At 73.9% G+C, this 20,771-nt stretch carries 15 protein-coding genes; 6 read left to right on the top strand and 9 right to left on the bottom strand.

Going from position 1 to position 20,771, the window contains the following annotated elements:
• The first annotated feature begins 36 nt into the window (after positions 1–36).
• On the top strand, positions 37–474 hold the full coding sequence (locus CHC09_RS13340; RefSeq protein WP_179277074.1) for a hypothetical protein: 438 nt from the start codon (positions 37–39) through the stop codon (positions 472–474).
• Between the two features lie 856 nt (positions 475–1,330).
• Positions 1,331–6,283 carry a hypothetical protein gene (locus tag CHC09_RS48390; RefSeq protein WP_143232307.1) on the top strand — a complete coding sequence of 1,651 codons (4,953 nt, stop codon included), beginning with the start codon at positions 1,331–1,333 and terminating at the stop codon, positions 6,281–6,283.
• A gap of 37 nt (positions 6,284–6,320) precedes the next feature.
• On the opposite strand, the gene CHC09_RS13315 is transcribed toward CHC09_RS48390, so the two are convergent.
• From CHC09_RS13315 to CHC09_RS13295, 5 genes are all read right to left on the bottom strand, one after another.
• Entirely contained in the window at positions 6,321–7,505 is a 1,185-nt protein-coding gene (locus tag CHC09_RS13315; protein WP_089293383.1) for an ABC transporter permease, read from the bottom strand.
• Between the two features lie 19 nt (positions 7,506–7,524).
• On the bottom strand, positions 7,525–8,220 hold the full coding sequence (locus tag CHC09_RS13310; RefSeq protein WP_089293382.1) for an ABC transporter ATP-binding protein: 696 nt from the start codon (positions 8,218–8,220) through the stop codon (positions 7,525–7,527).
• Complete coding sequence (locus CHC09_RS13305) at positions 8,217–9,548, bottom strand: efflux RND transporter periplasmic adaptor subunit (RefSeq protein WP_089293381.1); 1,332 nt, start codon at positions 9,546–9,548, stop codon at positions 8,217–8,219. The genes CHC09_RS13310 and CHC09_RS13305 overlap by 4 nt, the downstream gene beginning before the upstream one ends.
• A gap of 74 nt (positions 9,549–9,622) precedes the next feature.
• Positions 9,623–10,333 (bottom strand): L,D-transpeptidase family protein, encoded by a 711-nt coding sequence (locus CHC09_RS13300; RefSeq protein WP_089293679.1) that lies wholly within the window; start codon positions 10,331–10,333, stop codon positions 9,623–9,625.
• 196 nt (positions 10,334–10,529) lie between these two features.
• On the bottom strand, positions 10,530–11,366 hold the full coding sequence (locus CHC09_RS13295) for a CAP domain-containing protein (protein WP_143232306.1): 837 nt from the start codon (positions 11,364–11,366) through the stop codon (positions 10,530–10,532).
• 300 nt (positions 11,367–11,666) lie between these two features.
• Here CHC09_RS13295 and CHC09_RS13290 point away from each other — a divergent pair, with 300 nt between their 5' ends.
• Complete coding sequence (locus tag CHC09_RS13290) at positions 11,667–12,989, top strand: acyltransferase family protein (protein ID WP_089293678.1); 1,323 nt, start codon at positions 11,667–11,669, stop codon at positions 12,987–12,989.
• 62 nt (positions 12,990–13,051) lie between these two features.
• Here CHC09_RS13290 and CHC09_RS13285 read toward each other — a convergent pair whose 3' ends face one another.
• Both CHC09_RS13285 and CHC09_RS13280 read right to left on the bottom strand, forming a co-directional pair.
• Positions 13,052–15,559, bottom strand: coding sequence for an FtsX-like permease family protein (locus CHC09_RS13285; protein ID WP_089293379.1), 2,508 nt, complete (start codon positions 15,557–15,559; stop codon positions 13,052–13,054).
• The gene (locus tag CHC09_RS13280; protein WP_089293378.1) at positions 15,556–16,323 is read right to left on the bottom strand and encodes an ABC transporter ATP-binding protein; all 768 of its coding nucleotides are present in this window, start codon (positions 16,321–16,323) and stop codon (positions 15,556–15,558) included. The genes CHC09_RS13285 and CHC09_RS13280 overlap by 4 nt, the downstream gene beginning before the upstream one ends.
• A gap of 148 nt (positions 16,324–16,471) precedes the next feature.
• Here CHC09_RS13280 and CHC09_RS13275 point away from each other — a divergent pair, with 148 nt between their 5' ends.
• Positions 16,472–17,608: a sensor histidine kinase gene (locus CHC09_RS13275; protein WP_089293377.1), complete on the top strand. Its 1,137-nt coding sequence runs from the start codon at positions 16,472–16,474 to the stop codon at positions 17,606–17,608.
• A 16-nt stretch (positions 17,609–17,624) separates the two neighbouring features.
• Positions 17,625–18,263, top strand: a complete 639-nt coding sequence (locus CHC09_RS13270) for a response regulator (protein WP_089293376.1) — start codon at positions 17,625–17,627, stop codon at positions 18,261–18,263.
• Here the strand turns inward: CHC09_RS13270 and CHC09_RS13265 are convergent, their stop codons facing one another.
• Entirely contained in the window at positions 18,264–19,148 is an 885-nt protein-coding gene (locus tag CHC09_RS13265; protein ID WP_089293375.1) for a DMT family transporter, read from the bottom strand. It lies immediately after the preceding gene.
• An 88-nt stretch (positions 19,149–19,236) separates the two neighbouring features.
• On the opposite strand from CHC09_RS13265, the gene CHC09_RS13260 reads away from it, so the two are divergent.
• Positions 19,237–20,187: a LysR family transcriptional regulator gene (locus CHC09_RS13260; RefSeq protein WP_089293374.1), complete on the top strand. Its 951-nt coding sequence runs from the start codon at positions 19,237–19,239 to the stop codon at positions 20,185–20,187.
• Here the strand turns inward: CHC09_RS13260 and CHC09_RS13255 are convergent.
• A complete protein-coding gene (locus tag CHC09_RS13255; RefSeq protein ID WP_089293373.1) occupies positions 20,162–20,686 on the bottom strand; it encodes a GNAT family N-acetyltransferase in 525 nt (174 codons plus the stop codon). The two genes, CHC09_RS13260 and CHC09_RS13255, sit on opposite strands and share 26 nt — an antisense overlap.
• Between the last annotated feature and the right edge of the window lie 85 nt (positions 20,687–20,771).

Genomic DNA, 20,771 nt, shown 5'->3' with positions numbered 1-20,771 from the left:
AGGTGAAGAAGCAAGCACGGGCATCCGGAGTGTGCCGTGACCCTGTTCGACGCCAGTCGCATCGCCCTGATCATCGCCACGCCACCGCTGGCCCTCGCCGCCGTCCGGCACGCGCCGCGGTGCTGGCGCACGCTCACCGGGCGGGTCCGGGAGCGGCGGCCGGCCGAGCCGCGACCCTACGGGCTGCCGATCGAGCGACTCGCCGCCGACCTGCGCCGGTTGCTGCGACTGCACGGGGCGCTGACCGCGTCGGCGCAGTCGGCGCACTGCGCCCACCGGGTGTGGGCGGTGGAGGCGGCGATCGAGGCCCGGGCGATCGAGGCGGCCACCGCGCTCGGCGTGCCGCATCCGTGGCCGGACGGGGCGGGACTGTTCACTCGCACGCAACTGTCGGCGCTGCTGACCGACCTCGCCGAGGCCGGCCTGGTGCTGCCGGCGGGCGCCTGCCCGTTCACCCCGGACGGCCGCATCTGAGCCGTGGGGCAGTTGGTCCGCGGGCAGCCGGTCGATGGGGTGGCGACAAGAACGGCGGCGGGATCACTCCCGCCGCCGTCTCTCGTCCCGGCCAGCGCGCCCTGATCCGCCAAGCACCCGGAGAGTCGGGGGGCGGTCCCCGGGTGGGTCGTTCACAGGCGCCGAGAAGCGACCGCCAAGATTGGGGGGCGGCGGCCGCTCGGCCGGGGAGCTCGGAGGCTCGTCGTCACCGCGGCCGATCACCGGCGCGGCGGGCGGCCGTTCCGTCCTGAACCCGGTCTCCCTCAGGAGATCCGATCCGCTGTGGACCCGGCCGCACAACAACCGTGCCAGGCCCGACCCCCAAGATCCGCGGAAGGCGGGGGTGTCCTTCACCACGCCCCGTCACCTGTTCAGGGTCACCCGCGAGTCTGTTGCTCTTCTGAAAAGGACCTTAAGAAATGATTAAGTCGATCAGCCCGGAGCCGCCGAGGGCCAATCATGCGGATTGATGAGCAGGCGTTCCGGCGCGCCCGCCGCCCCGCCGCCGGAAACCCGGCATAGTCACTGCTCACAACATTGAACCGAATGCGTTCGGTGGACGTATCTCTGATCGACCGAGTACACCCGGCGGGCTGCGGCGCCGGGTCGGTCACCGGCCGCGGTGCCTACGCGTGTCCGGTCAGGGGGATCCGCAGGGCGGTGGCGCACTACGCAAATCCGTGATTAACCTTCCACATCCACCAGTGGCGGGCGGTTGATCCGGGTGCGCGAGGGGCGGGCATCGGGGGGCGCGGAGGTGGTCCAGGGTGAGGACGGTGGCACAGATGCGGCGACGGGGCGGTGGGATTTTCCCCAGCCGTGACGGAGCCAAGTCATGAGCTTCGAGGACGACGAGTACTGGGACGAGGAGTACAACGAGTACTCCTTCATGCCGAAGTACGCGGTGGCCCAGGAGCGCCACTTCGAGAAGCGGTCGGCGCCGGATCCGGTCATCCCCACTCGACGCCCTACGGAGGGTGACGAGCTGGCCGCGCGCCGTGCGCGGCGCGACGCCGGCAAACCGGCCACCCCCTTCGACGGCGAGCGTCCGAGCTGGCTGAACGACCCGGACTTCGTGCCGATCGACACGTCGGTGGACAACCTCGCCGGCGACTACTTCGACGACATCGACTTCAACCGCCCCGAGCTCGGGGTGGACTTCGACAAGCCGGACTTCCCGATCGTGGACCCGGCTTCGCTGCGCAACCCCGAGCGGCAGTCCCGCCGGCCCCAGGGCGACGAGCGCGGTCGGCCCGCGCGGCCCGACGACCGGTATGCCGCGCCGAGCCGCGACGGCGCGAGCCGCGACGACCGGGAGCGTGGACGCGGGCGGGACGAGCGCTGGGACGACGACCGGCGCGGTACGGACGAACGCCGGGGCGAGAGCTCGGCCGGGCGGCGGCCCGCGGATCGCTGGGACGACGACCGGCGCGGCGGCCGGCGCGAGGACGAGCGGCGGGACGTCGCGGCCTCGTACCGCCGGCCCGCGGAGGCCGGGCCGGAGGGGCGCTGGAACGAGGACGACCGCGGTCGCCCCACCCGCGACGGCTGGAACCCGCCCGGCGAACCGCGCGGCACCGGTCCAGCGCCGCGACGGGACGAGCGCGACGGCCGGGACCTGCCCGGCGAACGGCCCGGCACCGGCCCGGCGGCCAGGCCGGACGAACGCGACAGCCGAGACCTGCCCGGCGAACGGCGCGGCACCGGCCCGGCGGCCCGACCGGACGAACGCGACGCACGGCCCGCTGCGGCGCGGCCTGAATTCGGCGACGAGCGCGGCCGAGGCCCGGTCCCGCAGCCGTGGCAGGAGGAGGACTTCGGTCCGATCCGTCCGGCGGGTGGCCGGCGGCCTCGGCGCGACGACGAGGACCCGCGTCGCGGTCCGGCGCCCCGCGACGACCGGGCGGCCGCGTCCGGGCGGGCGCAGGTGCCCGGCGGACCCGATGACCCGTACGACGTTCGTGGGCGTCCGCAGGACGCGGAGCCGGCCCGCGGCAGTGGCCGGCCGCGCGACGACGAGCCGGTCCGCGGCGACGGGCGCGTGGCCGAGGACTGGGCGGCGAGCGAGCGCTCGGGCAGCCGGCCCGACGCTCGGGACGACCGTTCCAGGGGTCGGGACGACGAGCAGCGGCCCCGCCCCGAGCCGATCGTGCTGGACGGCGAGTACTACGAGACGCCGCAGGAACCGGCGCAGCCCGAGCCGCCCACCGACGAGGACGGCAAGCCCCGCGTGCTGCGGCGCGCGGAGCCGCCCGCGCAGCCGAAGGTGGTCAACCGGGCCGCTCCGGCGCCCGTGCCGCGCGTCATCAAGAGCGAGCCGCCGGTCGCGCCGCGGGTCATGGCCGCTCCGCAGCCGACGGCCCCGGCCCGGGTGGTCGGTCCGGACGGGCCGCAGGTTCCGGTGACGCCGCCCGCGGCGTCCGCGCCGGCCGCCTCGGTCTCGCCGGCCGCGTCGCCTTCGGCCGCTGCCATGCCACCGGTCCGTCCGCAGGATGCGAACCCGGCCGATTCCGGTATGCCCGGCCATTCCGGTACGCCCGGCCGCGACGAGCCCGGCAAGCGAGCCGGTGCGCCCGATTCCGGCCCGGCGGCCCCCGTGTCGCCGGCGGCCGGCGCGAACCGTCCCGCCGCCCCGACCGGCGCCGAGCCCGTCCGGCAACGGCCGGAGCCGATGCCCGGTGCGGACCGGTCCGGCGCGAGCGCGGAGCCACGTCCGGCCGGCGCGTCCGCTCACCCCGACACCCCCGCCCGCCCCAGCGACGCACGACCGGCCGCTGGCCCGACACTCCCCAACGGCCCGGCGCCCGTTGGGGGCCCGGCATCCGTTGGCGGACCGGCGCCCGTTGGCGGACCGGCATCCGTTGGCGGACCGGCATCCGTTGGCGGACCGGCGCCCGTTGGCGGCCCGGCATCCGTTGGCGGCCCGGCGCCCGTAGGCGGACCGGCGCAGGCCGTCCCCGGCATGACCGATCCCCGGCAGGCCGGTGCGCCGGGTCAGGACCCGACCGGGCGCCCCACGGCTTCCGCTCCCGGGGGTTACCCGGCGCCGGGCATGCCTCAGCAGCGGGCCGGGCGCAGCCCGCGCACCGCGCACGTCTTCCTCTCCGACGGCGACGGGCCCTGGGCGATCGTCCCGGACGAGGTCCCGCCGATGCCGACGCCCACGCACGCCCGTCCGGCGCGGGGGCCCGCGCCGGCGGACCGGCCGACCGTCCCGATGCCCGGCGCGGGCCGGCAGCCTGCGCAACCGGCCGCCCCGACCCCGCCGAACACGGCCCAGCCGGCCACACCCCCGCCCGGATTGGTCGCCCGACAGCCGGCCCAGCCGGTCATGCCACCCCCCGGGCTCGTCGCTGCCCCGCCGGTCACGCCGCCCGGGCCGGCCACGCCCCAGCCGGTCGCGCCGCCGCCGGGACTGGTCACACCTCAGCCGGTCACGCCGCCACCCGGACTGGTCACACCCCAACCGGCCCAGCCAGTCACGCCGCCCTCCGGACTGGCCACGCCCCAGCCGGTCGCGCCGCCGCCCGGACTGGTCACACCCCCACCGGCCCAGCCGGTCATGCCACCACCCGGACTGGTCACACCCCATCCGGGTGCCGGGCAGCAGCCTGGATACCCAGCACCCGAGGGTCGGCAGGGCGCTCCCGCAGGGCCGTGGGAACCCGTGCAGCCGGTTCCCGGCCGGCCGCAGGCATCCGGCGCCCCTCGGCCGGTGTCTCCGGCAGCCCAGTGGGCACCGCAACAGCCCACAGCGCCTCGACCGGTGTCGCCGGCAACGCAGTGGGCACCGGAACAACCCACCACGCCTCGACCGGTGTCGCCGGCAACGCAGTGGGCACCGGAACAACCCACCGCACCCCGACCGGTCTCCCCGGCAACGCAGTGGGCACCGGAACAGCCCGCCGCGCCTCGGCCGGTGTCGCCCGCAGCGCAGTGGGCACCGATCGCACCACGGCCGGTGTCGCCCGCAGCGCAGCCGGGCGTCCCGGGTGGGCCGATGCCCGCGCAGCCCGGCTCGGCTCGCCCGGTCTCACCCTCCGGACCTCCGGCGGCGAACGGCCCCTGGGCACCCGCCGCCACCCCGAGCGGACAGCCCCAGACGGCGCAGCCCGGACAGCGGCACCCCGAATGGGCGGCCGAGGGAGGCTGGGCGCCCCGGGCCGGGCATCGGGCGGCGCCCGACCAGGCCGGCGAGCCCGGCCGGCCGACGGCCGGCGGGGGTACCGGCAGCACGGGGACGTCGCAGGCCGGCGCTCACGCGGCCGGTGACCTGCCGACGGGCGAACTACCGCTGGCGGCGCCGACGGACGCCGACGGCTGGGGACCCCGGGCCGGTCAGCGGCCCGTCTCACCGGCGCCGGTACAGCCTATTTCCGGACAACCCACGCAAGGGCGGCACAGCCCGGAGCAATTCGCACCAGGGCAGCCTCCCGCCGGACAGGCAGCGCCGGGACAGCCTCCGGCCGGACAAGCCGCCGCGGGCCAGCCCACGCCGGGAAGGGCCTGGCTGCCCGCCCCACGACCGGGCACCGTCCCGGCGCCCGAATCGAGTGCTCCTGCGGCCGATGGCGGTCGGCCGCAGGACGGTAACCCGGCCTCGCCGCAGACCGACGCGGTCACCGGCCGCGGCCCGGCGGAGAGCGGGAACGGAATTCCGGCACAGCGGCCCTCCGTCGACGGAGCCACCCCGCAGGCGCCGGCCGACGGAACCGGACTCCTGCCGGACGGCAATCCCGCGCCGTACATGGACCCGGACGGCACCCTGCACAACCTGAGGCCGATCGCGCGTCTGGCGGTCTCGGGCCCGGACCAGGAGCCACGGCGGTACACGGACACCGCGTTCGGCAGCGGCTGGTTCGTCGCCAACGCTCCGGCGACGCCGACAGCCGAGGCGCCGGCCGGGGACGACGCCGGCACCCCGGCTGTGGAGAGCGACGACACGGTCGCGACCGGCGGGGACGAGCAGGGCCGGGGCTCCGGCGAGCGGGGCGACGACCGTACCGGCGAGCAGGAGGAGACCGCCGCGGAGCCTCCGCAGGAGGCGAACGACCTCGGCAAACACCTGCCCCTCTCGGCGGCCGACCTGGACGCCATCCGCTGGCGGCTGGACGGCGGCACTCTCCGCGAGGTCGTCGACGACCGCGACGCCCTGCGTGAGCTGGGCGAACGCCTGGACGGGCCGCTCGCCGACGAGGCCGACAACATCGTCAAGGCGGGGCTGCTGAGCGTCCGCGCGGAGGTCTACCGCCTCCTCGGCGAGCTGGGCATGGCCGCCGCCGCGAGCCGGCTGGCCCTGGCCCACGCGGAGTCCGCGAAGGACGAGCAGTCGATGGTGATCGCCCAGGCCGAACTGGCGCACGTGTTGCGGCTGCGCGGCGACTGGATGGAGGCCGACCGGCTCTTCCAGCGGGCTGTCGACTCGAAGGTGTCCGCGGCGGTGCGGAGCGTGGTGCACGAGAACGCCGGGCGCAGCGCCTTCGACCAGGGCCGGCACATGGAGGCGCTGGACCACTTCGCCCGGGCGATCCGGCTGGGTTCCCCGGAGGACTCCGATCTGGTGGAGCGGATCGGGGTGTGCCTGGAGGCCGTCTACATCCACGTGCTGCGGGACGGCTGGGGTCCGTACCCGAGGCGCGCGGAGGAGGTCCTGGCCCCGCTGAGCGGACGGAACGCGGAGGAGACCGCGGCGAAGAAGGCCGCGCCGAACCAGCCCGCGGCGAGGAACGAGCCGGACGCCTTCGACGAGCCGACCGCCGAGCGGCCGGTCGTCACCAGGAGGGACTGACACGGACGGTGGCCCGCTCCGCGGACGCGGGGCGGGCTCACTCCGTTCGCAGCGCCACCACCGGATCGAGCCGGCCGGCCCGCTGAGCCGGGACGACGCCGAAGATGATGCCGACGCCCGCGGAGACCCCGAACGCCAGGGCCATGGACCACCAGGTGAGCGCGGCCGGGACCGGGCTGAGCCCGTCGACCAGCAGGGCCGTGCCGGCGCCGAGCAGCATGCCGAGCACTCCCCCGGTGGTGGTCAGCAGCACCGCTTCGAGGAGGAACTGGACGCCGATGTCGCGGGGCCGCGCGCCGACCGCCTTGCGCAGGCCGATCTCCCGGGTCCGTTCGCGGACCGAGACCAGCATGATGTTGGAGACGCCGACCCCGCCGACGAGCAGGCTGATCCCGGCGATCGCGGCGAGCACGCCGGTCAGGACGCCGAGGATGTCGCCGAGCACGCCGAGGATCTGCTCCTGGGTGACCGCGCTGAAGTCGGTGTCGGGGTGCCGGTCGGCGAGGGTGGCGACGACGTCCCGGCCGAGCTGGTCGATCCGGTCGCGGTCGGGGGCCCGGATCGCGAGGCCGTCGATGCGGTCGGTGCCGAGGAGCCGCTGCGCGGCGGTCACCGGTACGTGCACCTCGTTGTCCCGGTCCACGCCGAGGCTCTGCCCGAGCGGCTCGAACGCGCCGATCACCCGGAACCGCACTCCGCCGATGGTGATCTGCCGCCCGATCGGGTCGCGGTCGCCGAAGAGGGTGCGGGCCACCCCCGCGCCGAGCACCGCGACCCGTCGCCCGGTGCTGACGTCGGTGCGGGTCAGGTAGGCGCCGCGGTTCAGTTCGCGGACGAAGACCGTCGGGGTGGTCTCCAGAACGCCCTGCATGCTGGCGAATCCGCTCCGCGACCCGGCGCGTACGGTCTCGCCGGACGCGATCGTCACGGCGACCCGCGAGCGGTCGCCGACGACCCGGCTCACCGCGTCGGCGTCGTCCAGCGTGAGGGGCGAGCTGGTCGGCGCGGCGCCGGCTTCGAGCCGTCCCGGTACGACGATCAGCAGGTTGCTGCCGAGCCCTTCGACCTGGCGTTCGATCTGCTGCTTCGTCCCGGTCCCGATGGCCACGAGAGCGACGACGGCGGCGACCCCGATGACCACCCCGAGCATGGTGAGCAGGCTCCGCATCCGGTTGGCCCGCAGCGCGTCCAGTGCGACCCGCCACGCCTCGGCGACCCTCACCGCCGGCCGTCCGCCACGATCAGTCCGCCGTTCCCGGGACGCTCTCCACGATCAGGCCGTCCTTCATCAGGATCTGGCGGTCAGCCCGGGCCGCCACCTCGCGATCGTGGGTGACCAGGACGATCGCGACGCCCTCGGCGTTCAGGGACTCCAGGAGGGTGAGGATGGACCGGCCGGTGGCGGAGTCCAGGTTGCCGGTCGGTTCGTCGGCCAGCAGCAGCGACGGACCGGTGACCAGGGCGCGGGCGATCGCGACCCGTTGCTGTTCGCCGCCGGAGAGCTGGTTGGGGCGGTGGGTGACGCGGTGGGCGAGGCCGACCCGGTCCAGCATGGCGGTGGCGCGGGCACGGCGTTCGCGACGGCCGATCCCGCGGTAGACCAGTGGCAGGCCCACATTGTCCTGGGCGGTGGTCCGGGCGAGCAGGTGGAAGGACTGGAAGACGAAGCCGATCGTGCTGTTGCGCAGTTCGGCCAGCTCGTTCGGGGTGAGTCCGGCGACGTCGCGGCCACCGATCAGCAGGGTGCCGCCGGTCGGCCGGTCCAGGCCGCCGAGCAGGTGCATCAGAGTGGACTTGCCGGAGCCGGAGGTACCGACGATGGCCAGGTAGTCGCCCGGTTCGACGGTGAGCGAGACCCCGCGCAGCGCCGGCACGGAGAAGCCGTCCAGCTGATAGACCCGGGTCACCCCGGTCGCGACGATCGCCGGTGTCGTCACGGGGCCCCGGCGCCGTTCTCGACGCGGTCGGTGCCGGCGACGACGATCCGCTGGCCGGCCGTGACGCCCGAGACCACTTGCACGGTGTCCTCCCCGCGCACCCCGAGCCGGACCGGGATCGAGCGGTAGTGTCCGTCCTGGACGGCCCAGACGGTGTCCCGTCCGTCCACACTGACCACCGCCGAGGCCGGCACGGTCACCGCCGCGTCGGCCTGGCGCACCCGCAGCCGGACCACCGCGCTCATCCCGGGTCGCGGTGTCGGTGCCGCCCCGCTGCCGTCGGTGTAGGCGCCTTCGCCCAGGTCGAGCCGCACCCGGTAGGAGACCCCGCCCCGCGCCGAGGTGACCGGTAGCAGGTCCACCGACCGTACCGTGGCCGGGTAGGTGGCCCCGGTCGCCGCGTCCAGCTCGACGTCCGCCGCCACTCCCGGCTTGACCAGCAGCACATCGGTCTCGTCCACCTCGGCGGCGAGCCCGAGCCGGCCCACGTCGACCACGGTCAGCACCGGCGTACCGGGGGCGACGTAGGCTCCTTCGGCGACGGCCGGGTCCACCCCGGCCGTGGGGTTCCGCACGCTCTCGGCGCCGTCCGAGAGCAGCGCGGAGAGGCCGCCACCGGCCGGGTCGGGCGCGGGCCCGCCGAGTTGGACCACCCCGGACACCGGCGCCTTCAGCGTGAGCGCGTCCACGGCCGCGTCGGCCAGGTCGTACGCCTGCTGAGCCTGCAGCCGTTGGGCCGCCGACAGCGAGCTGACCGCCTCGCTCAGCGAGGCGACCCCGTGCTGAACGGCGCGGACCGCGGCGTCGGCGGCGGCCGACGCCGCCCGGTACTGCTTGCGGGCCGCGTCGACCTGCCGCCGCATCACCTCGCGCAGTCGCGGGTCGGCGATCTGGTCAGCGGCCTCGAGGGCCAGTTCGAACGCCTGGGCGGCCTGCTCGTCGGTGGTCCGCCGGACCTGGGTGAAGGCCGCCGTCCCGCCGGTCGGCGCTCCCCCGCCGGACGGGGCCTGGGCCAGCGCTTTCCGCGCGGCGTCCCGGCGCCGCCGGAGTTCGGGCGAGTCGAGGACCGCGAGCACGTCGCCTCTGGCCACCCGGTCGCCGGACTCGACGCGCAGGTCGGCGAGGGTGCCGGCGGCGGGTGCGGTGAGGGTGGCCGCGGTCCGGGCGGTGACCGAGCCGGGGGCCTCGACGATCTCACCCACCGTGCCGACGGTCGCGGTGCCCAGGCGTACGCCGGTGTCGTGGTCGTCGCAGGAGGCCGCGGTCAGCAGCAGGAGCACCAGGATGCCGCCGGCGAGCAGGGCGCTCCGGGAGTGGGTCCGAGACACAGACGCCACTCTATGCCTGGAAGAACGGAACGGGCCGCCCCCGAGGGGACGGCCCGTTCCGGGTGAGCGGTGGATCAGGTGCCGGGACGGCGCCCGATCACCTTCACCGTCATCCCGATCTTGCCGATGCTGTAGTACTGCTTGGCATCCTGCTCGAGCAGGTTGACGCAACCGTGCGAACCACGCCACTTGTCGTGGATGTACGTGGTGGTCTGGTGGAATCCGCGCCCGCCGATGAAGCGCTGCCAGTACGGCAGCCAGACGTGGTACGGGTCGGACCATTCCTTCTTCGTACGCTTGTTGATCTTGAAGGTGCCGGACGGGGTCCGGTAGCCCTTCATGCCGGTACGGGTGATCGTCGGCTTGACGAAGACCTTCCCGTTCTTCATCACCCACGTCGTCTGGTTGGTCAGGTCGACACAGAAGGTGATGCCGGTCTTGTTCGGCTTGCACGCCGACGTCTTCGTGGCCGCCAGACGCTTGGCGACGTCGTAGGTCGTCGGGCCGGCCAGACCCTGGGCCGGCTTGATGCCGAACCGCTTCTGGAACTTCACGATCGCGGCACAGTCCGCGGCCGACTGCTTCCCGTCGACGGTGATCGTGCCGTACCCACCCAGCTTCTTGAGGTAGCCCTCAACCTGCTTCTGGTACTTGCCGGTCGCGCACGACGAGGCGGCCGCCTTGGTGACCACCGCGGTGGTCAGCGGCGCGGTTCGCACGGCGGCGCCGGCACCGGCCGGCGTCAAGGCGAACGCGCCGAGACCGCCGCCCACCACGACGGCCATCGCCGCCATCGCAAGACGTGCGGTAACACGTTTCACTGACAAATCACATCCTCCCCAGGAGTGTCGTTCGCACATCGAAGCACAGCGGCCCCGCGAAAACGATCAGGGGAGGGGACCATGACATGAAACCGGGATGCCGATGGCATCCCGGTTCTGTGTTCGAGGCGAACTCCCGTTCCGGGGAGTCGTGAGTCAGCTACCTAGGGGTGGCGAAGTCCTGCACCCAGTACGGGGTGTTGTAGCGGTCGATGGCCAGGCCGACACCCATCTGGTCGAGCCGGCAGTCGAGGATGTTCGACCGATGGGACGGGCTGTTCATCCAGTCGGCCATCGCGGCCCACGGGCTGTCCTGACCGCGGGCGATGTTCTCGCCGTACCAGCGCCAGTCGTAACCGGTGTCGCTGACCCGGTCGCCGGCCCGCTCGCCGTTCGGGGACTCGTGCTCGAAGTAGTCGCGGGTGGCCATGTCGGCGGCGTGCCGGTTGGCCGCGGCGATCAGCCGCCGGTCGATGGTGACCTGCCCGCAGCCGGCCCGCGCGCGATGCCAGTTGACCAGGGCGAGGATCTGCTGCTGGACCGGCGAGTCCGGGCTGAAGGAGATGCTCCTCGCGGTGACGGTGGTGTGCGAGGCCGCGAACGGATCGGCGACGGCGCGCCCCCGCCGGCCGGCGGGCTCGAGGTCGACCGGCGACCGGCGCGCGGACGGGCCCTGTGGGGCGCCGCTCCCGGGGCGTGCTCCGGTGGGCGCGGCGGCCGGCCGCCCGGCGGGCGTCCCGGGTGGTGTCGCGGATGGCGTGCCGGACGGTGTCACGGCCGGTGTCCGGTCCGGCTCGGCGGCGCCGAAGCCGGACCGCGCGGAGGCCGGTGGCTCCGTCTCCGGCACGTCGTCCTCCCCGGAGAGCCGGGGCAGTCCGAAGACGTTGAAGCCCGCGGAGTCGTTCGGTGGCTCCTGCGCCGTCGCGCGTGCCGCGACGGCACCCCCCGCGATCAGAGCAGTGGCGGCCACGGCGAGCACAACCAGAGGCTTACGCATAACTGAAGGCGATCCCATTCCGTCGCGCGCCCCGGTCCACCCGGGGCACTCCCGGGTTTGACCAACGCCACAGACGCGGAAGAGTGACTTCGCCGCCGGGCCGGCAACGGTGCGAGGTCGCCTCAAGAACCCTCGGATGTACGGCCTGAGCAGGCAAAACGTGGATCATGCCGAAACGGCGACGTCGCACAATCGCACTGAGATCGGACACACTTCCCGCTATCGGGGTAATCCGGCAGGGCGTTCTTGCCGACCGGCCGGATGTCCCGGACCCGGGTGTGTCGTGGCTACGGTTCCCCGGTGCGTAACCGATACCTGGACCTGCTTCGCGCCGCGGCAATCGTCCGGGTGATCGTCTACCACCTCTTCGGCTGGTCCTGGCTGTCGATCGTGATGCCCGCGATGGGCGTCATGTTCGCGCTGGCCGGGTCGTTGACCGCGGCTTCGCTGGAGAAGCGGCCGGCCGCCCAGGTGGTGACCTCCCGGTTGCGGCGGCTGCTCCCGCCGCTGTGGCTGCTCGGGCTGCTCGCCGTACCGGTGATGCTCGCCCTGGGCTGGACCCGCGAGGAGGACGGCGAACACCCCTTCACACTGTGGAAGCTCGCGTTCTGGATCCTGCCCCTCGGCGACCCACCCGGCAGCGAGCTCGGCATCGACTCCTGGGAGCCGCTCTGGTACATCCGGGCGTACGTCTGGTTCATCGTGCTCTCGCCGGTGCTCTGGTTCTTCTGGAAGCGCCTGGGCCCGGCGTGCTGGCTGCTGGTGATCGCGCCGTTCGCCACCATGTTCGTCCTCGACCGGACCGGGTTCGAGCTGCCGGAGACCGCCGACGTGGTGATGTGGGACTTCGTCACCTATGCCGCGTGCTGGATCGCCGGCTTCGCGCACCGGGACGGCCGGCTCCGGAAACTCTCTCCCGTCACCGTGTTCCTCCTGGCCGTGGTGCTCGCCGGCGCCGCGCTCTACTTCCAGAGCGGTCACCAGGGCGAGGACGCCTGGGATCTCAACGACGTCTCCGAGTCGCAGGGGCTGTACTCGCTCGCGTTCGTGCTGCTGTTCCTGCGCTGGCAGCCGGACATGTCCTGGCTGTCGCGCAAGCGCCCGCTGGATCGGGCGGTCACCCTGCTCAACGCCCGCGCGGTCACCGTCTATCTGTGGCACAACCTGGCCATCGCGGCGATCTGGCCACTGCTCACCCTGCTCGGCTTCGATGACCTCGGGCACCTGGAGAAGCCGGTCACGCTCACCCTGGCGCTGGTACTGACCGGAGTGGCGGTGCTGCTCTTCGGCTGGGTGGAGGACGTGGCAGCGCGGCGACGGCCACGCCTGTGGCCGGACATCGACACGCCGCCCGGGGCGACGGCCCGTCCGGCGGTGGAGCTAGCCCCGGTCCCGACCGTCCTCGGCAGCGACGGCCAGCCGCACGCGGGCTGGAGCGAGGCGGGCCGCGACGGCGAACCGTACGCCGGGCGGCCCCCGGCGAGCGAACGCGCCGCCCGGGACGCGGTGACGGAGAAGCTGGAGCTGCCGGTCGCCCGGAGTCACGTCCGCCAGCGCTCCCGCAAGGAGACCAAGCGCGAGGAGAACTCCCTGATCCCCACCTGGTGGGACCAGAAGGACTGAACCCCGCTCGGCCGGTCGGCCTACCCCGCCTGAGCGGGGCAGGCCGACCGGACTTCGCCGGATCAGTCCGTCCCGAGCGCGTTCACCGGGCTGACCCGGGCCGCGCGCCGGGCCGGGAGGACGCCGGCGAGCGCGGTCAGGACCACCAGGATCAGGAACGCACCGGCCAGCTGCCAGACCGGCACCGCCAGCGGAGCGTTCGCTCCGGTCGCCCGCAGGGCCAGCCAGGCGTACGGAACGCCGAGCAGCAAGCCGAGGACCGCGCCGATCACGCCGTACAGGGCCGATTCGAGGGTGAGCATGGTGCGCAGGCCGGCCCGGGACATCCCGATCGCGCGCAGCAGCCCGGACTCGCGGACCCGCTCGACCACCGACAGCGCGGTGGTGGCGCCCACGCCGACCACGGCGATCAGCACGGTCAGGCCGATCAGGCCGAGCGCGATGCCGAGCAGCGTGGCCAGCTCGGCGTCGAGGGCGTCACGCTGGTCGGCGAGGACGACGACGCTGAACTCGGTCTTCCCGCCGGCGGCCGCGCGCATCGCCCGCAGCGCCTCGGTACGCGCGCTCGCCCCGTCCCGAGCCGCGTCGGCGAGCATCCCGGACCACCCGCCGCCCGCCCCCATCGCGGTCAGATCGGCCGGTACGACCAGCAGCCCGGCGTGCAGCGGCGCGTCGTCGCCGAGCACCGCGACCACCTGCAGGCTGACGGTTCTGCCCTGGTTCTCCACCCGCACGGTGTCACCGAGCCGGAGACCCGCCATCTCGGCGAGGTAGCCGGCGACCACGGCCGTGCCCGGCTTCAGTTCGTCCACCGAGCCGGACCGGACGTCGAGGTCGCGCAGCCGGGGCAGCGCCCGCACGTCCAGGTCGGTGACCGCGGTGCCCTCGAACTGGGCGATCTTCGCGCTGGTCAGCCGCCGGTACGGCGTCACCCGGGTGAGCTCCCCGCTCGCCTTCGCCCGGGTCACGATCTCCTCCGGCAGGGTGCTCCCGTCGCCACCGGTCATCTCGAAGTCGGTCGGCGCCGCGGCGGCCAGTTCCCGGTCACCGAGGGCCCGGATCGAGGCGCCACCGACCAGCACCCCGGCGACCAGCGTGACGCCGAGCGCGACCACCACCGACACCGCGGCGGCCCGGCGGGCGCTGCCGCCCACCCCGCCGACCGCGAGCCGGCCGACCGGACCGAGCCGCCGCAGCGGCCAGCCGGTGACCGCGAGCACCGGCCGGACCAGCACCGGCCCGAGCGCGATCAGGGCGGCGAAGGCGAGTGCGCCGGACGCGACCACGGCCAGCAGCATCATCTGGGGGTCGTAATCCCGCTCGTCCAGTCCGGGCAGGTTGGTGTAGACGTATCCGGCCAGGGCCAGGGCGGCGGCCAGCGGGAGCAGCCCGGCGATCCAGCGCGGTACGCCGATGCCGGTCCGCGCACCGGTGCCGGCCGCGGTCCGCAGCGCCTCGAGCGGCGCGACCCGGGCGGCGGAGACCGCCGGGGCGAGCACCGCGACCACCGAGATCACCACGGCGAGCAGGATCGTGCCGACCGCCCAGAGCACCGGGATCCCCGGGTTCAGCACGTTCCAGCCGATCCCACGCAGCAGGGCCGGCACCGCGAACCCGGCCCCCTGCCCGACGGCCACCCCGACCGCGCCGGTGGCCAGGCCGGTCAGCGCTCCCTCGGTGGCCAGCGCGCGGAACGTCGCACTCCGGCCGGCGCCGATCGCGCGGAGCAGGGCGAGTTGCCGCATCCGCTGGGCGAAGACGATCCGGAAGGTGCTGGCGGCGATCAGGCCGGCCGCCGCGACGGCGATCCCGACGAACATGCCGACCACCGCGAAGACCTGGTCGATCTGGGAGGCGGCGTCGCGGGCCTCGGCGAGCCGGACGTCGGCCCCCGTGACCACCTCCGGCCGGTCCTCGTCCTTGGCCCCGGCGAACAGCGCCTCGATCCGGTCGCGCACCGGCCCGGCGTCGGTCCCGGCGTCCACGTCGACGTAGATCCCCTGGACGAAGTGGTCAACGGTGAGCGCGAGCACGGTGCTCGCCGGAGCGTACGCGTCGTTCCCGAAGTCCACCGGCGGCTTGACCACGCCGACGACCCTCAGCGCCACCTTCTTCCCGGTGCCCGGATCGACCGAGGCGGTCGATCCGACCTTGAGGCCGAGCAGTTGGACGGTCCGCGGCGTGACCGCGATCTCGCCGGCCGCGCTCGGGTACCGGCCCTCGGTGACCGAGACCAGGGCGAGCGGGCCGCTGCCCGGGTCGCCGCTGATGTTCAGATACTGCCCGCCCAGCTGGGCGCCGATCTCGGTCTGGGCGGAGGTGCGGGAGACGCCGGGGATCGCGTTGATCGCGGCGAGGTGCCGGTCGTCGATCGACCCCTGGCGGATCACCAGGTCGACCGCCTCCGGCGTGCCGCTGAGCCCGTCCACGATGCTGCGCTGGGTGATCTGCTGGGCCAGGACCGTGGCGTAGACGACGAACGACGCGACCAGCACGGCGAGGCCGGTGAGCAGCATGCGGGCCGGGCGCCGGGCGACTCCGGCCAGTTGGGTACGCAGGATCGGGTTCACCGGCCGGCCGCCAGCTTCTGCAGGGCGTCGGTGACCGACGTGATGTCCGGTTGGTAGATCTCCCCGGCCAGTCGCCCGTCGGCGAGCAGCACCACCCGGTCGGCATACGCGGCCGCACCGGGGTCGTGGGTCACCATCACGATGGTCTGCCCCAGGTTACGGGCCGAGTCGCGGAGCAGGCCCAGCACCTCGGCCCCGGAGCGGGAGTCCAGGTTGCCGGTCGGCTCGTCGGCGAAGAGCACCTCGGGGCGGGAGACCAGGGCGCGGGCCAGCGCGACCCGCTGCTGCTGGCCGCCGGAGAGTTCGCTGGGCAGATGCCCGAGCCGGCCGGCCAGCCCGAGCGTGGTGACCAGCCGGTCCAGCAGCTCGGCGTCCGGGCGGCGGCCGGCCAGGTCGAGCGGGAGGGTGATGTTGCGCAGCGCGGTCAGCTGCGGCAGCAGGTTGAACGACTGGAAGACGAAGCCGATCCGTTCCCGGCGCACCTTCGTCAGCACCTTGTCGGACTGCTTGGTCAGGTCGGCGCCGCCGAGCAGCACCTGGCCGGAGGTGGCGGTGTCCAGGCCGGCCAGACAGTGCATCAGGGTGGACTTGCCGGACCCGGACGGGCCCATGATCGCGGTGAACCGGGCACGCTCGAACCCGACCGTGACCCCGTCGAGCGCTCGCACCGCGGTGTCGCCGGCGCCGTACACCTTCACCAGGTCGACGGCCGCGACCGCCGCCAGGGCGTCGTGGCCGACCGGGGGTGAGGACTGCGTCTGCATGAAAGCTCCAAGAAGGCTGTGAACCGGGCAGAGTGATCCTCATCGACGCCGGCAAGTGGCACATCGGCTCGCGGTCGGGGTTCGCGGTCCGGCGCCTCTAACTTTCGGCCGATGGGGCCGGGGCCCCGGCCGCCTACGCTGGCTCACGATGAATCGTGTTCTGGTAGGCCTCATGCAGGTCGGCGGGCTGGCCCTGCTGGCCCTGATCGGCTTCGTCGAGGTGGCCGGCGGCAGCGGGGAGTCCAGCCCGCTCCTCCCGGTCCAGGTGCTGCTCGCGATGGCGGCCGCCGCGGTCTGGCTGCCGCATTACCGGCTCGGATCGCTGTGGCTGCCGCTGAGCGCGATCGCGGTCTCGGCCGCTTCGCTGCTGGTCACCGGGGTGCTGGCCCTCCTCGACCCGTACGGCGGGCTGTGGGGGCTGGCCGAGTCGACCGCGCTGCTGATCGTGCTGGCCGTGGTGGCCCGCAACGCCACCCCCGGCTGGGCGCTGGTCGCGCTCATGGTGACCGGCACCGCGGTCAGCGTGATGCCGCTGCGGGCCGGCCACTCCACCATCTACGGCACGTTCTGCCTGATCCAGGCGCTCGGCGCGGCCGGCGCCATCGGGGTGGGTGTCGCCCTGCGGATGATGGCCACCAACCGGCTGCGCGCGCTCGATTCGGTCCGGTCGGAGCAGCGCGCGGAGTTCGCCCGGGACCTGCACGACTTCATCGCCCACCACGTGACCGGGATCGTGGTGCAGGCCCAGGGCGCCCGGTTCATCGCCGAGCAGGACCCGCACCGGGTGCTGCTCGCCCTGGAGCAGATCGAGCAGGCCGGCACCGAGACGATGGCGTCGATGCGCCGGATGGTCGGCGTGCTGCGCGACCCGGAGTCGAGACCGGACGCGCCGCTCGCCCCGATCGCCGGGGTGCCCGAGCTGGTGCCGCTCGCCGAGCAGTTCACCGCGGCCGGTGGCCCGCCGGCGCGGCTGCTGCTGGAGGGCGAGGTGCACGGCCTGCCGGTGGAGGTGTCGACGTCGGCGTACCGGGTGGTGATGGAGGCGCTGACCAACGCCCGGCAGCACGCGCCGCAGGCCACCGCGGTCGACGTCCGGGTCCGCCGGACCCGGGACCAGCTGCTCGTCCGGGTCGCCAACGACGGTCCGGTCCCGCGCCCGTCGCCCGGCTCGCCGGGATACGGTCTGGTCGGCCTGACCGAGCGGGTCCGCGCGGCCGGCGGGCGGATCGTCGCCGGGCCGGGCGTCGACGGCGGCTGGGTCGTCGACGCGGTCTTTCCGCTGTGAACAGGAGTTTCTGACGGTGATACGGGTACTCGTCGCGGACGATCAGGCGATGGTCCGCACCGGCTTCGGCATGATCATCGGTGCGCAGCCGGACATGGAGGTGATCGGCGAGGCGGCCGACGGTGTCGAGGCGGTCGAGGCGGCCCGCCGGCTGCGGCCGGACGTGGCGCTGCTGGACATCCGGATGCCGAAGATGGACGGCCTTCAGGCGTTGCGGCTGCTCGCCGGCCCCGGCGTGACCGACCCGGTCAAGGTGGTCGTGGTCACCACCTTCGACCTGGACGAGTACGTGCACCAGGCGCTGCACAACGGCGCGGCCGGGTTCCTGCTCAAGGACTCCGGGCCGGCCCTGCTGGTCGAGGCGGTCCGGGCGGCGGTCTCCGGGGACGCGCTGATCAGCCCGTCGATCACGGTCCGGCTGCTGCAGCACCTGACCGCCCCGCGGCCGAGCGCCGACGACGGCGGCCTCTCGCCACGGGAGCTCGAGGTGGTGCGGCTGATCGCCCGCGGCCAGACCAACGCGGAGATCGCCGCGGACCTGTTCATCTCGGTGGGCACCGTGAAGACCCACCTGGGCAGCGTCCATCAGAAGCTGGGGACCCGCAACCGGGTCGAGATCGCCGCCTGGGTCTGGGAACGCCGCCTGATCAGCTGATCAGCCCACCGGTACCGGTTCTTCGGCGCGGGCCCGGACCGGCCGGGTGGAGAGCCAGCAGCCGGTCACGATCAGCAGGAAGCCGGCCGCGGTGCCGACGCCGACCGGTTCGCGCAGCAGCACCACCCCGAGCAGCACCGCCACCACCGGGTTCACATAGGTGACCAGGCCGGCCCGGTTCGACCCGGCCAGGGCGATCAGCCGGTAGAACGCGAGCATCGCGAGGGCGGTGCAGAGCAGGCCGAGCCCGGCCAGGGCCAGCCAGGAGTCGACGCCGACGGCGCCGGCGTCCGGCAACCGGAACAGGACGAACGGGGTCAGCACCAGGGTGCTGACGGTGGTGGTGCCGACGGTCAGCGCGTCCGGCGGGACGTCCGAGAGCCGCTGCTGGACCATCCGGGTGGCGTAGGCGTAGCTGAGCGCGGCGAGCAGCACCATGGCGGCACCGAGCAGGCCCCACCGGTCGCCGGAGACGTCCAGGCCGACCAGCACCACCACTCCGGCGAACCCGGTGACCAGGCCGACCGTCCGGATCCCGGTGATCGGCTCGGAGTTCGCCATCAGCAGGGCGATCACGACCGGCTCGATGGCGATCAGGATGCCGGTCAGGGACGAGCTGATGTGCGTCTCGCCGTACGTGATCAGCAGGAACGGCCCGACGATGTGGACCGCCGCGAGCCCGGCGACCACCCGCATCCGGCCGCGCAGCGCGGTGAGCGTGCCGCGCAGCGCGGCGACCGGGATCAGGGCCGCCGCGCCGATGGCGCAGCGACCGGCGACGACCAGCATCGGCGAGAGGTCGTCGATGGCGATTTTGATCAGGAAGTACGGAATGCCCCAGAGCACGGAGACCAGAACGAAGAGGAGCCAGGCACGACGATTCACAGACAACAGCCTTCCGCCGTACGGTAGTAAGCGGTAGTGCTGACTTACTGATGGCGTCGTAAGCGTTTCTTAACAGGGGGCAGAGCCGATGATCGACTCGAGGCGGTTGCAGGTGCTCTCCGAGGTGGCCCGGCACGGCAGCTTCAACCGGGCCGCCGCCGAGCTACGGCTCACCCCGTCCGCGGTGTCCCAGCAGATCAGCGCCCTGGAGCGGGGGCTGGGCACCCCCGTCGTGCGGCGCAGCACCCGCGGCGTCGAGCTGACCGAGGCCGGCCTGGTCCTGATCGACGCCGCCGAGGCGATCTCCGCCGAGCTGCTCACCGCCCAGCGGGAGATCGACCGGCTGGCCACCGCGCGCACCGAGCGGCTCACCGTCGCCACCTTCACCAGTGGCGGCCAGCGGCTGCTGCCGGCCGCGCTGACCCGGTTCACCGCGGCCCACCCGGGCGTCGAGCTGACCGTGATCGAGAGCGAGCCGCAGGAGAGTCTGCCGCTGGTCCGCGCCGGGACGGCCGAGCTCGCCCTCGCCTACCACTTCACCGGCCCGCCGCCGGTCGTCGACGGGGACCGTTCCGGGCTGGTGTGGACACCCGTGCTGGAGGACCCGATGTGGGTCGCCCTGCCCGCCGACCACCCCCGTGCCGGGTCGTCCTCGCTGGCGATCGCGGAGCTGGGCGACGAGCGGTGGGTGCAGGGTTGCCTGGACCAGAGCGACCTGCTGGAGCACTACGCGGCGCTGGCCGGGTTCGAGATGCGGACGGCCTGCCGGGGAACGGACTACCAGTTCGCACAGTCGCTCGTCCGTGCCGGGGTGGGGATCAGCACGATCCCGGAGGTGGCGCTGACCACCGACCCGGCGGGCATCGTCGCGGTGCCGTTGCGGCCACCGGGCCCGTGCCGGTACATCGGGGTCGCGATGCCGAGCCGGCGGCCCTCGGCGCTGGCCACCGCGCTGCTGCGGACGTTGCGGGAGGCGGTCGGCACGCTTCCGCCGAACCCGTTGGTCCAGGCCTTCAGAGCGCGATCCAGTAACGCTTGAGGGTGCCGATCTCGGTCTCCCGGATGTCCTCCAGCACGCCGCCGCGCCCCTCGATGGTGCGCGCCGACCCCTCGTTGGCGACGTTGCAGGTGATCAGGACCCGGTCCAGCCCCAGCGCGCGGGCCTCGCCGAGCATCGCCCCCAGCGCGAACGAGGCCAGCCCGCGGCGCCGGGCCGACGGCCGAACCCCGTATCCGATGTGTCCGCCGGCCCGCAGCAGGAAGTCGTCCAACTCGTGCCGCAACGCGATCGCCCCGAGGTAGCGGTCCCCCTCGACGATCCACCGGAACGTGCAGTGCACCCAGCCCTCGGGCGCCGGCCGCAGCCGGTCCGCACAGCTGACCAGCCACTCCACCCAGGCGGCGAACCCCGCCGGAGAGTCCAGATCGGTCCCGAACCGCAGTCCGCTGCCGTCCTGGTGCACGCCCTTCCCCCACTCGTCCCGGGACTCGAGCCAGCTGTCCCGCAGCCGGACGGTGGGAACAATCAACTCAGGCATCCCGCGACCCTATCGGGCACCACCGGGGAACATGCCAATCGGAGAACTCAAGGCCGGCCAAATGGTTTTGTCGGTGGGCTCCGTT

The sequence above is a fragment of the Actinoplanes regularis genome (genome assembly GCF_900188005.1).
GTDB classification, from domain to species: Bacteria; Actinomycetota; Actinomycetes; order Mycobacteriales; family Micromonosporaceae; genus Actinoplanes; species Actinoplanes regularis.
The sequence above is the reverse complement of the archived record's forward strand: the minus strand, read 5'-3'. Positions and strand labels throughout refer to the sequence as shown.